Raw genomic sequence first — 11,816 nt, 5'->3', positions numbered from 1 at the left:
GCCCTGGCGGCGGTCAGTCGAGGACCCGCGGACCCGGCAGACCCCAGTTCCGCCACAGCGCCAGCACCCGCAGCGCCGACGCGAACACCGTGCCCACCACCAGCGCCACGTCGGTGCCCGAACCCCACTCGCTCACCACGACCACCAGCGCCGAACCGAGCAGCGCCGGCACCGCATAGAAGTCCCGCTGCAGCAGCAACGGGACCTCGTTCACCAGCACGTCGCGCAAGATCCCGCCGCCGATCGCCGCCGTCCCGCCGATGAGGCACGACGCGAGCGGACTCGCCCCGTGGTCGAGCGCGATCACCGCGCCCGTGCTCGCGAACAGGCCCATGCCCAGAGCGTCGAGCACCAGGATCTCCCGGCGTAGTCGCCCGACAGTCGAATGCAGGAAGAACACCAGCAACGACATGCCGAACGACGTGCCGAGGTTCGGCCAGCTACCCAGCGACGTCGGCGGGTGGATGCCCAGCAGGACGTCGCGGACGATGCCGCCGCCGAGAGCGGTGAAGACACCGACCACGCACACACCGAAGATGTCGAGGCGCTTCGTCACCCCCACCAGGGCACCCGAGGCCGCGAACACCGCGATGCCCACCAGTTCCAGGATGTACAGCAGCACCCGCCAAGGTTCGCACGAGGAGCGTCACTTCCCGGCCGGGTCCACCAATCCCAGCTTCACGGCCTTCACCAGCCGGCGCGGCACGCGATGCGTCGCGCCGCCCACCGTCACCCCGACGAGGTCGGGTGCCTGGGCCTTCCACTGCGATCTCCGGCTGCGCGTATTGGATCGCGACATTCTGCGTTTCGGTACTGCCATGTTCTGTCTCCTCCTTCGTCGACCCGTGAGTACTTATTAACCGCGGGCGGTTAACAAGTACTCACGGGCGCTTGCGCACTCCGTAGCGGCGTTCGAACTTCTCGACGCGGCCCGCGGTGTCCATCACCCGCTGCGCGCCGGTCCAGAACGGGTGCGACTCGCTGGTCACGTCCACGACCACCAGCGGATAGGTGTTGCCGTCCGACCACAGGGCGGTGCGGTCGCTGGTCACCGTCGACCGCGTGAGAAACGTCGTTCCGGTGCTCGCGTCCTGGAACACCACCGGGTGGTAATCGGGATGGATGTTCGCCTTCATTCGTGTCCCTCTCTCGATTCGGGTTCTGCATAGGGTGATTCGCTGCTCTCGCAGGGGTCTTCGTGGAACTGCCCGAACGGGTCTGGCCACGACTGCCAGGCCGCCTCGTCCGCGAGTTCGTCGTCGGTGACGAGCGCCCACTGCAACGTGCGGTCGATCTCGGTGGGGTCGGCGGCATGGACCAGCACCACCATCGACGTGTGCCGGTCGCCGAAGCGCTCGTCCCAGCACAGCGCGGCCATCGCGCGGCGTGCAGTCGGGACCTGTTCCTGTTCTTCCGGGGTCATCGCGGCCAGCCAGCGGTCGGCACTGGCCACCCGCAGTCCCCCACCGGCCGACTCGAGCCACAGCGCCTCGTCCGGCTGCGTCGCGACCCACACGCGGCCGCGAGACGTGACGACTCCGTCGAGGAGCACGTCGACGGCCTCGTGCAGTCGTTCCGGATGGAACGGCCGGGTGGCGGTGAACTCGACGAGCATGACGCCGCAGTCGTGGGACAGCGGCGGCTGCCCGCGCAGCAGCGGTGAGTGGGCGTGGGACAGCTCACCCCGCCGCGCGCCGGCCGGGATGTCGAGGAGCAGGCGCTCGACGTCGGGCGCGTCCCCGTCCCAGACGATCGGTGCGCCCGGTGCGAGCCGGGTCAGGACGGCGTGGAGACGGGCCTGCTGCCAGCCGTCGCCTGCGTTGCCCGACACCACCAGGGCGTCGGCGAAGTCCACCTGCCCGACTGCGACCTGTGCGACGGTGCGGTCGTCGTCCAGTGCGTCGTCGCCGGTGGCGTCGGCCAGCCACGATCCCGCATCGAGGCAGGTGATAACGCCGTCGACGCGCACGTCCCGCGATGCCGGACCGTCGATCTGCCCCACCACGCCGGACACCGCCACGTGCTCGACCGCCCAGCACACGGCCTCGGGTTCGAGCCGGCGGTCGAGGTGCAGCACGATGCGCTGCACCGAACCGCGGGTGTGCAGTCGGCGGAGCAGCGGGAGAAGGTCCTCGCGCAGCGTGCAGGAGATGCAGCCGTGCGCCAGTTCGAGGATGCCGAGGCGCTCGCGTGGCTCCCCCGACTCCAGCGTGGTGACGGTCCGGCGCACGACGCCTTCGTGCACGAGGTCGAGGTCGTGATGCACGACGACGGTGCCGTCGCGGAGCAGCGACCGCGCCGCGTCCTCGGTGGGGCCGTTCCACCCGGAAACCAGGATCAGCGGCGTCCGGCCGTCGAGTATCTCACTCACGAGCACCCTTTCGATAACGATTGTCATTACGTGGACAGAACGCTACATTGGAATCTCGTTGTTGTCGAAAATGATTGTCATCACCCTCTCGGGGCGGTCCCACGAGAGGACAGAGAGGAACGCCCATGTCGGCGCACTGCCAGGTGACCGGACGCCAGCCAGGATTCGGCAAGTCCGTATCGCACTCCCACAAGCGCACCAACCGGCGCTGGGATCCGAACATCCAGAAGAAGACATACGTCCTGCCCAGCGAGGGCAGGCGAGTCACCCTCACGCTCTCCGCCAAGGGCATCAAGACCATCGACCGGGACGGCATCGAGGCCGTCGTCGCCCGGATCCGCGCCCGCGGGGGAAAGATCTGATGGCCGCCCGCAACGAGATCCGCCCGATCGTGAAGCTGAAGTCGACGGCAGGCACCGGATACACGTACGTGACCCGCAAGAACCGCCGCAACGACCCCGATCGTCTCGTGATGAAGAAGTACGACCCGGTCGTGCGGAAGCACGTCGATTTCCGAGAAGAGAAGTAGAAGACACCCGACATGGCGACGAAGTCGAAGATCGCGAAGAACGAGCAGCGCAAGATCGTCGTGGCACGCTGGGCCGAGCGCCGCACAGAGCTGAAGGAGACCATCCGCCGTCCGTCGAGCAGCGAAGACGAGCGCGCGGAGGCCCGGGCGGCACTGCAGCGTCTGCCCCGCGACGCGAGTCCGGTACGATTGCGCAATCGAGACGCTGCGGATGGACGTCCGCGCGGCCACCTGAGGAAGTTCGGGCTCTCTCGCGTGCGTGTTCGCGAGATGGCGCACCGCGGGGAGCTGCCAGGCGTCCACAAGTCGAGCTGGTAAAGGAAGCAGATGGCAGTCAAGAGAGCACCGTCGAAGAAGCCGCGTCCCGTCGAGGGCCGCAAGCCCAAGAAGAACCCGTTGTTCGCGGCCAAGATCGAGCACGTCGATTACAAGGACATCAACCTCCTCCGCACGTTCATCTCGGACCGCGGCAAGATCCGTAGCCGCCGCGTCACGGGCCTGACCCCGCAGCAGCAGCGTCAGGTTGCCGTCGCCGTCAAGAACGCTCGCGAGATGGCTCTGCTGCCCTTCACGAGCCGGTAACTCACGTAGGCACCGAAAAGGCCGCGTAATCCTCGGATTACGCGGCCTTTCGTCATTCCGGTCAGCCGAGCTCGGCCTGCATGTCGGCGATCTCCTTCTGCTGGGCGGTCACGATGCCGGTGGCCATCTGCTTGACCTCCGGGTTCTCACCGTCGGCCAGTTCGGTGTTCGCCATGTCGATCGCGCCCTCGTGGTGCTCGATCATCATGGTCAGCCATTGCCGGTCGAATTCCGTGCCCGTCAGTGCCGTCAGGGCGTCCATCTGATCGGCCGACATCATTCCGTCGCCGTGGTTCATGCCGTGCATGCCGGACATGTCGAACGTCGGAACCGGTCGCCCCCACTGCTGGAGCCAGGTGGTCATCCGGTCCATCTCCGGTTGCTGCGCCGCCTTGATCGCGGCGGCCAGAGCGACCACGTCGGCGTTGTCGGTGTGGCCGGCGACCATGTCGGCCATCTCCACCGCCTGCGCGTGATGCGGGTACATGCCTTCCAGGAACGCGACGTCGGCGTCGTTGAACTGTGCCTGCGATTCGACGGCGGACGTCGAGGCGCCGGACGTCGACGAGGTGCCTGCCGAGTCGGTGCCGCAGCCGGCCAGGACGAGAGCCGCGCCTGCCGCGGCGGCGATCAGGGCAGTGATGGTGGTGCGCATGAAGAACTCCTCGAGATCGATTCGGGAAATGACAGCCGGATCCGCCGGGGCACGCGCCCCGGGCTCCCTGTCACACCCGCAGAATCGAGAGTTCCGCCAAAGAAAGCACCGTCCACGGTGGTGGTCCGCGCCCCGACTGCACACGGTCGGCGCTCACCCGCGACCGTCGCGCGGCGGGATCCACGGAATGCCACCACAGCAACATCACCGACGTCAGCGCGGCGATCACCACGATCACGCCGGCACACTGATGTCCGGTGAGATGGGGTTGCTCGCAGCCGTCCCCGCCGCAACCGTGGGGGTCTTCGGCGTGGGACGCGGTGACCGAGGGCTGCCCGTGCGCCGCGGCGATCGCGGTCGGCGCGATCAGGCTGTGCATGAGGAGCACCCCGGCGGCGACGGCGATCAGCAGCGCGGCACGCGCCGCGACTGTGCGCGTCCGCCCGGTTGCCGTCTCCACACGACCACTGTAACCGGACATACCCAGCGGGGGTACCTGGGCAGGTGAGTGACAATGTGTGCCCCGGGACGCGAAAACACTCACATCGGGGTGTGGGCGAGGATCTCCAGACCCTGCTGCTCGAGACCGCCGATGGTGTCGGTGAGGATGACGAGCCCGCGGTCGTTCTCGCGGTCGAGCACGACGGTGCACTGGAAACCACCGGTCGCGCCACCGTGCAGCGTGTACTCGCGACCTTCGAACGGGACGATCGACCACGTCAGCGCGCGGAAGTTGTCACCGATCCACCGCGGGTCCAAGGCCGCGGCGCCGGGGACCGTCCCGTCGAGGAGTGCACGGACGTACGCCGACATGTCGTTCGCCGTGGACCGCAACCCGCCGGCCGGGGCGTAGGCATCCAACGGCCACGGGTCCTGCGACCGGTGCAGGACGTCGAATCCTCGGGTGACATTCGGGGGCAGGTCGGCGGCGGTGAGCGGCATCCACGACTGCGACAGTCCGAGGGGGACGAGCATGCGCTCGCGGAGCAGCGACGGGTAGTCGGTGTGCGCGGCCGCGGCCAGCGCCTGACCGAGCAGCGCGAAGCCGACGGTCGAGTACGAGTACGTGCCGCGGGTCGTGAGCGGCGCCGACTGCAGCTGCTGCAGCAGGGTGTCCCGGTCGTAGGTGAACGGGTTGGACGCGACCACCCAGTGCCCGACGGCCACCACGGTGTCGGTGCTCATCGGGAACTGCGCCAGCCCGGACGTGTGGGACGCCAGCTCGAGCAGCGTCACGTCGCCGACCGGTGCGCCCTGCAACGGCAACAAATCTCCGACCTTCGTGTCCTCGCGCACCTCACCCCGGGCGACGGCGTCGACGAACAATTCCGCGGTGAATGTCTTGGTGACGGAACCGATCTCGAAGTCGGTGTCCTCGGTGGCCCCGAAATTCGCGAACCGGGCGCCGGACGCGTCGATGTACGCGACGCTCGCGTTCTCGCGGTAGCTGCGCCCGAGCACCTGCCCGGCGAGCGCGATCAGGTTCGGATCCCCGCTCGACGGCGGGGCCAGCGCCGACGCCACGGGAGCCGCGCCCCAGGCGAGGGTCCACGCGCAGAACAGCGCACAGAGGACGGTCGTTCGACGCAGCATTGCGACTCCTCGAGCGCGACGGAACGCGCGCACAGACGATCTCCCCGACCGGACGCTATTGTCACCCACCCGAACGCCGAGCACTAGACTTCGGAAGGTTTGCCGACAGGAGGCTTACCTGTCGAGGAGGTGCCCCGCAGCGTGTCGGGAGTTGTTGCGGGATTCACCGTCATATTCGTGATCATTGCGATCGGCTACCTGCTCGGCCGTCGCGGGACGCTGGGTGCGGAGGGCGAAACCGTCCTGGGCAGGCTGGTGTTCTTCGTCGCCACACCGGCGCTGCTGTTCGATTCGCTCGCATCGTCCGACCTCTCGGTGATCTTCTCGCCCACTCTGGCCGTCGCGGCTGTCACGGCATTGACGGTCGGCGCACTGTACATGGTCATTGCGAGAGTGTGGCTACGCAGGTCCCTTCCGGAACTGACGATCGGCGCCCTGTCGGCGTCCTACGTGAACTCCGCGAATCTCGGCATACCCATCGCCGTGTTCGTGCTGGGGGACGCGTCGTTCGTGGCGCCGCTGCTGCTGTTCCAGATCATCGCGTACTCCCCCATCGCCCTCACCATCCTCGACGTCACCACGCTCCGACGCGGCGCGTCGCGACTCGACACGATCACCGCGCCGTTCAAGAACCCGATCGTCGTGGCGGGGGCCGCGGGACTGCTGATCGCACTCCTCGGCTGGACACCCCCGGAAGCCCTGATGCAGCCGTTCCGGCTCCTAGGCGGCGCGTCGGTGCCGGGCGCGCTGCTCGCGTTCGGCATTTCGCTGTACGGGGTGCGGGTGCTGGAGAAGGGGACGAGCCCGCGACGCGACGTCGCGCTGGCGTCTGTGCTCAAGATCGTCGTGCAACCGGTGCTGGCCTACCTGATGGCGCGCTTCCTGCTCGGGCTCGACGGCCACGAACTGTTCGCCATCGTGGTGGTGGCGACACTGCCGACGGCCCAGAACGTCTTCGTCTACGCCAGCCGGTACGGGGTGGGAACGGTGCTGGCGCGAGACACGGCCTTCGTCACCACTCTGGCCGCGATTCCGGGGATTGCGCTGGTCTCCGGCCTGCTCGCGGGATGAGGTTACCGTGGCATATGCGCGTAATCGCCCTCGCAGTGCTGGCCTGCCTCGCCCTCGCCGGATGCGGGTCCGGTTCGAGCACCGACGAACCGACGATTCCCCCGGAGATCGCGTCCGCAGTGGATCCCAGCCCGACCAATCCGTCGTCGGGGATGCCGATTCCCTCCGAAGTGCCCGGCGGCGAGTTCGGCACCGTCTTCGAGTCGCGCCCCGACATCGTCCGGGCGAATCCGACGCCGTTCGAGTCGTGGTCCCGCGCGGACGGCAACACGGTGGCGATCCACTTCGTCACCGGGACCCCGGAGTGTTACGGCGCCGACGCGACCGTCACCGAGACCGACACCACCGTCACGATCTCGCTGCGCACCGGCACCCTCCCGGAGGCCGCCGACAAGATGTGCATTCTCGTCGCCGTGTTCGGCACCCTCGAAGTCCCGTTGCAGGCGCCACTCGGCAATCGCCAGGTGATCAACGGATGACGTGGTGAAGCACTGGTTCCTCAACGTCTGCGTTGCCACTGCTCTCCTCCAGGCCGTCTATCACGCTGTCCGCGTTCTCGTCTCCTACCGCGTCCTCGCGCTCGGCGGCGACGCCGTCACGATCGGCGTCGTCACCGCCCTGTTCTCACTGGCACCGCTGCTCGTCGCGGTCCGGATCGGACGCGCCGTGGACCGGCGGCACGCTGCCGCGGTGCTGCGGACCGGCGTGGTGCTGACCTCGCTCGGTGTCCTGGTGATCGCCGTGAGCGACGACCTGATCGTCCTCGGCCTCGGCAACGTGATCCTGGGGTTCGGCCAGATCCTCGTGACCGTCGCCGGGCAGGGGTTCATCACGCTCCTCTCCCCGCCCGGTCAGCTGGACCGGGGTTTTGCCGGATTGACGCTCGGCGTCTCGATCGGCCAGGCCGTCGGTGTTCCGCTGGTCGGACTGATCGCGGCGGGAAGCTCGGACGGCGGCGTCGTCGAAACCACTCTGGCGCTGACGGTGATGGGTGTGGTGTCGCTGGCCGCGATCCCGTTCGCCTGGCCGATACGCGAACGCCCGCAAGCGGCGGAGTCGCCGTCGAAAGGCGACCGGCAGTCCGTGTTCAGCATGATCTCGACGACCGGGATGCGGCCGGCCGTGTTCAGCAGTCTGATCGTGCTGGCGTCGGTCGACGTCGTCGTCGCGTACCTCCCCGTCCTCGGGCACGAGTTCGGTTTCAGCGTCCTCTTGGTGTCGCTGTTGCTGACCGCGCGGACCGCGGCGTCGATCGTGTCGCGCGCGTTCCTGCCGTGGCTGCTCACCCGAGTGCCGCGGCAGAAGCTGCTGATCTCCGCCACGCTGTGCTCGGCGCTGCCCACCGCCCTGCTGCCGTTCGTGCCCCACCCGGTCTGGATGGCCCTGCTCCTCGTCGTGGCCGGATTTTTCTGGGGCATCGGTCAACCACTGACGATGACGTGGGTGGCCGGGCTCGTCACCGCCGCCAACCGGGCCGCCGCGTTGTCGCTGCGCCTGACCGGCAACCGGCTCGGGCAGGTACTGATTCCGCTGGCCGCAGGCGCCGCGGCGGGGGTCGCGGGTACGTCGTCGATCTTCGTGATCACCGGCGGACTGCTCGGCACCGCAGCGGTCTCCACCTGGCGAGCCGTGAGTACTTGTTAACCGCCCGCGGTTAACAAGTACTCACAGCTCCGAAACGTCGCGTCCGTCGCCACACGACGCTCCACTTCGTCGGATGTGGCGTGCGTCTCTTCTCGACACACTGGTTCCCAAGTCACGCGTTTGCCAGATCAGGGGTCAGGAGCCACACGATGAGCTATACCGGTGTCATTCCGAGCACGACCGACACACCCCGTCCACGCCAGGACGAGGCCGCCGTGTCGAGCGCGGTCCTGGCGTCCGGAGGGACCACTCCGCGGCTGCGATTCGTCGACACCGCGGATGCATTGCCCGAGCCGGCCGCCGTGATGGTCTGGCCGCAGGGCACCCCGTTGCTCGCCGAGTTGGTCGCGCTGTTCGCGGACCTGGGGTTGCGGGTCGCGTCCCACGAACAGCTGCCCGCGGGCGAGCCCGGCAGCCCGCTGGTCCACCGCTTCGACTTCAGCACCGGCGACTTCGCCTGGGACGCCGAAACTCCGGGCCTGCTGTCCGATGCGTTCGAGGCCGCGGCCGCCGGACATCTGGAGGTCGACGGATTCACCCGGCTCGTCGCCGCGGCGAACCTGACGTGGACGGACGCCGTCCTGGTCCGGGCGGCCTGCCGCTACCTCCGCCAGGTGGGTCTGGGACTGTCGGAACCCAACATCGTGGCAATCTTGTTGCGGCACAGCGATTTCGTGCGCGGTTTCCGCGACCTGTTCACCGCCCGTTTCGATCCCGCCGTCACCGGCACCGACCGCGACAGCGCGGTCGCGGACGCGGAGCGCGTGCTGTTCGACGCGATCGACCGCACCGCGACGCTGGACGAGGACCGTCTGCTCCGCGGCCTGCTGTCGTTCACGTCGGCGGTGCTGCGCACCAACTGGTTCCAGCACGACCGCACGATCAGCGCCGCCCCCGCCGCGTTCAAGATCGACCCGTCGCTGTTGTCCTTGTCCGCGGCCGTGACCCCGTACCGCGAGATCTTCGTGCATTCGCCGATCGTCGAGGGCAGCCACGTTCGCAGCGGTCCGGTCTCCCGCGGCGGCCTGCGGTGGTCGGACCGCAAGGACGACTTCCGCACCGAGGTTCTGGGTCTGATGAAGACGCAGCACGTGAAGAACTCGCTGATCGTTCCGATGGGCGCGAAGGGCGCGTTCGTGGTGCGCACCGAGACGACGCCCGACGCGGTCCGTGCGGCGTACACGAGTTTCATCGACGGACTGCTCGACGTCACCGACGACATCGTCGACGGCGAGGTGGTCCACCCCCGCGACACGGTGATCTACGACGACGCCGACCCGTATCTGGTGGTGGCCGCCGACAAGGGCACGGCCCGGTTCTCCGACCTGGCCAACAGCATCGCGACGCGTCGCGGCTTCTGGCTCGGCGACGCGTTCGCGTCCGGTGGCTCCGCCGGCTACGACCACAAGGCGATGGGTATCACGGCGCGCGGCGGATGGGTTTCCGTCCGCAGGCATTTCGCGGAGATGGGCAAGAACGTCGACACCGACGCGTTCACGGTGGTCGGCATCGGCGACATGTCCGGCGACGTGTTCGGCAACGGGATGCTGCTCAGCCGCGCCATCCGGCTGGTCGGCGCGTTCGACCACCGGCACATCTTCCTCGATCCCGAACCGGATTCCGAGGCGTCCTACCGGGAGCGCGAGCGCCTCGCCTCCGTGGCGGGCAGCAGCTGGGACGACTACGACCGGAGCCTCGTCTCGGCGGGCGGCGGCGTGTGGCCGCGGACGGCGAAGAAGATCCCGCTGTCGCCGCAGGTGCGGGAACGCCTCGGCGTCACCGCCACCGAACTCCCCCCGCACGAGGTGGTGAAGGCGCTGCTGACCGCGGACGTGGATCTGCTGTGGAACGGCGGAATCGGCACGTACGTCAAGGCTTCGACCGAGGGGCACGCCGACGCCGCGGACCCGGCCAACGACGCCGTCCGGGTGGAGGCGAGCGACGTCCGCGCCGCGGTGATCGGCGAGGGCGGCAACCTCGGCCTCACGCAGCGCGCCCGCATCGAGTACGCGCTGAACGGCGGCCGGATCAACGCCGACTTCATCGACAACGCCACCGGCGTCGCCACGTCGGATCGGGAAGTGAACCTGAAGGTCGCGCTGGACGCGGCCGTGGCGGCGGGCGAACTCCCCGCCGAGGAACGGAACACGCTGCTCGCCCGCGTCCAGGACGAGATCGGCGAATCGGTGCTCGCCGACGCCGCCTCCCAGACCCTCGCCATCAGCCTCGCCGAAGTCCACGCACCGTTCCTGCTCGGACGCCACGAGCGGCTGATCGAGAACCTCGAGCGCGACGCCGGGATCAGCCGCGCCGCGGAGGTGCTGCCATCGGCGGCGGAACTGTCCGCCCGGCACCGCGCGGGCCAGGGACTGGTCCGGCCGGAGATCGCTGTTCTGCTCGCACAGTCGAAGAATCTCGTCGTCACCGAACTGCTCGCCTCCCCCGTGCTCGACGACGCCGTGTTCGACGGTGTTCTCGCCGACTACTTCCCGGCGTCCATCCGCGAACGCGTCCCCCAGCAGATCAGCGGTCACCGGCTCGCCCGGGAGATCGTGGCCGTGATCGTGGCCGGCGACATGATCGACCGTGTCGGCCCCGGCCTGATCCACCGCCTCGAGGAGCGGCTCGGCGTCGGCACCCCCGAGATCACCGTCGCGTACGCGGTGGTGCGGCAGGTGTTCGACATCGACCGCCTGTGGAACGAGGTCCTCACCTTGCCCGGCGCGTCCCACCGGACCCGGCTGAACCTGCACTTCGGCATCCAGGACCTGATCGAACGCACCACGTCGTGGTTGCTGCGGCATCGCACCGCGGGCACGGATGCGCAGCAGCTCATCGAGCGGTTCGCGAAGCCGGTTCAGGAACTCGCGGCGGCACTGCCGCGCCTCACCGGTGCGCCCGCCCAGGACCTGGGCACGCTGCGGATCCTGGCGCAGGGCTTCGCCCTGGAGACCACCGCGCAGTCGCTCGACCTGCCGATCACCCAGGTCGCCGAGACGTATCGCGAATTCGGTCGTGTGGTGGGCCTCGACTGGCTGTCGGAACGGTTCTCCGTCGGCGAGACCGGGACCGCCTACTGGGAGGCGATGGCGGGTGCCGTCCTCGTCGACAACCTGCAGGAGCACTGGCACGGCCTGATCGGACTGGTACTGCGCGACGCCTCGCCCGCGACGTCCGCCGCCGACGCCGTCGCCGGCTGGCTGGCCGAACACACCACCGCCGCGGACCGCTTGGCCCAGATGCTGGGCGAACTGCGGAGCCACGACCGCGTGGACAACTCGAGCATCTGCGTCATCGATGCCGAACTGTCGCTCGCGCTCACCCGCTGCTAATCGAACCACATTTCACGAATCCGTCAGCACTTCAACCAA

The 11,816-nt window shown here is 68.6% G+C and carries 15 protein-coding genes; 8 read left to right on the top strand and 7 right to left on the bottom strand.

The window, feature by feature from the left end:
- Positions 1-13: 13 nt before the first annotated feature.
- The 4 genes from PSR88_RS28570 to mrf form a co-directional block, all read right to left on the bottom strand.
- Positions 14-622, bottom strand: a complete 609-nt coding sequence (locus tag PSR88_RS28570; RefSeq protein ID WP_009478881.1) for a trimeric intracellular cation channel family protein — start codon at positions 620-622, stop codon at positions 14-16.
- A 24-nt stretch (positions 623-646) separates the two neighbouring features.
- Positions 647-820: a 50S ribosomal protein L32 gene (gene rpmF, locus PSR88_RS28565; protein ID WP_009478880.1), complete on the bottom strand. Its 174-nt coding sequence runs from the start codon at positions 818-820 to the stop codon at positions 647-649.
- 61 nt (positions 821-881) lie between these two features.
- Positions 882-1,136, bottom strand: a complete 255-nt coding sequence (locus PSR88_RS28560) for a type B 50S ribosomal protein L31 (RefSeq protein ID WP_011597770.1) — start codon at positions 1,134-1,136, stop codon at positions 882-884.
- A complete protein-coding gene (gene mrf / locus PSR88_RS28555; protein WP_051004181.1) occupies positions 1,133-2,398 on the bottom strand; it encodes a ribosome hibernation factor-recruiting GTPase MRF in 1,266 nt (421 codons plus the stop codon). Before mrf ends, PSR88_RS28560 begins: the two co-directional genes overlap by 4 nt.
- Before the next feature lie 98 nt (positions 2,399-2,496).
- Between mrf and rpmB the strand changes: the two genes are divergently transcribed.
- The 4 genes from rpmB to rpsR are packed head-to-tail and all read left to right on the top strand — an operon-like array spanning position 2,497 to position 3,482.
- A complete protein-coding gene (rpmB, locus tag PSR88_RS28550; RefSeq protein ID WP_009478877.1) occupies positions 2,497-2,733 on the top strand; it encodes a 50S ribosomal protein L28 in 237 nt (78 codons plus the stop codon).
- Positions 2,733-2,900 (top strand): 50S ribosomal protein L33, encoded by a 168-nt coding sequence (rpmG, locus tag PSR88_RS28545; RefSeq protein ID WP_005238642.1) that lies wholly within the window; start codon positions 2,733-2,735, stop codon positions 2,898-2,900. Before rpmB ends, rpmG begins: the two co-directional genes overlap by 1 nt.
- Positions 2,901-2,912: 12 nt before the next feature.
- The gene (gene rpsN, locus PSR88_RS28540; RefSeq protein ID WP_016883500.1) at positions 2,913-3,218 is read left to right on the top strand and encodes a 30S ribosomal protein S14; all 306 of its coding nucleotides are present in this window, start codon (positions 2,913-2,915) and stop codon (positions 3,216-3,218) included.
- Positions 3,219-3,227: 9 nt separating this feature from the next.
- A complete protein-coding gene (gene rpsR, locus PSR88_RS28535) occupies positions 3,228-3,482 on the top strand; it encodes a 30S ribosomal protein S18 (RefSeq protein ID WP_009478875.1) in 255 nt (84 codons plus the stop codon).
- A 61-nt stretch (positions 3,483-3,543) separates the two neighbouring features.
- Here rpsR and PSR88_RS28530 read toward each other — a convergent pair whose 3' ends face one another.
- From PSR88_RS28530 to PSR88_RS28520, 3 genes are all read right to left on the bottom strand, one after another.
- Positions 3,544-4,137 carry a DUF305 domain-containing protein gene (locus PSR88_RS28530; RefSeq protein WP_016883501.1) on the bottom strand — a complete coding sequence of 198 codons (594 nt, stop codon included), beginning with the start codon at positions 4,135-4,137 and terminating at the stop codon, positions 3,544-3,546.
- A gap of 70 nt (positions 4,138-4,207) precedes the next feature.
- Entirely contained in the window at positions 4,208-4,597 is a 390-nt protein-coding gene (locus tag PSR88_RS28525) for a DUF6153 family protein (protein WP_237724128.1), read from the bottom strand.
- Between the two features lie 80 nt (positions 4,598-4,677).
- Positions 4,678-5,730 carry a serine hydrolase domain-containing protein gene (locus tag PSR88_RS28520; RefSeq protein WP_016883503.1) on the bottom strand — a complete coding sequence of 351 codons (1,053 nt, stop codon included), beginning with the start codon at positions 5,728-5,730 and terminating at the stop codon, positions 4,678-4,680.
- Between the two features lie 141 nt (positions 5,731-5,871).
- On the opposite strand from PSR88_RS28520, the gene PSR88_RS28515 reads away from it, so the two are divergent.
- The 4 genes from PSR88_RS28515 to PSR88_RS28500 all read left to right on the top strand — a co-directional run bounded on the left by PSR88_RS28515 (position 5,872) and on the right by PSR88_RS28500 (position 11,777).
- On the top strand, positions 5,872-6,801 hold the full coding sequence (locus tag PSR88_RS28515) for an AEC family transporter (RefSeq protein WP_011597763.1): 930 nt from the start codon (positions 5,872-5,874) through the stop codon (positions 6,799-6,801).
- Positions 6,802-6,815: 14 nt separating this feature from the next.
- A complete protein-coding gene (locus PSR88_RS28510; RefSeq protein ID WP_009478870.1) occupies positions 6,816-7,280 on the top strand; it encodes a hypothetical protein in 465 nt (154 codons plus the stop codon).
- Position 7,281: 1 nt separating this feature from the next.
- Positions 7,282-8,445: an MFS transporter gene (locus PSR88_RS28505; RefSeq protein WP_016883505.1), complete on the top strand. Its 1,164-nt coding sequence runs from the start codon at positions 7,282-7,284 to the stop codon at positions 8,443-8,445.
- Between the two features lie 149 nt (positions 8,446-8,594).
- Positions 8,595-11,777, top strand: a complete 3,183-nt coding sequence (locus tag PSR88_RS28500; RefSeq protein ID WP_011597761.1) for an NAD-glutamate dehydrogenase domain-containing protein — start codon at positions 8,595-8,597, stop codon at positions 11,775-11,777.
- Positions 11,778-11,816: the final 39 nt, after the last annotated feature.

It is taken from the genome of Rhodococcus sp. DK176 (genome assembly GCF_038447315.2).
GTDB classification, from domain to species: domain Bacteria; phylum Actinomycetota; class Actinomycetes; order Mycobacteriales; family Mycobacteriaceae; genus Rhodococcus_F; species Rhodococcus_F jostii_A.
This window is presented reverse-complemented; position numbering and strand designations above follow the sequence as displayed.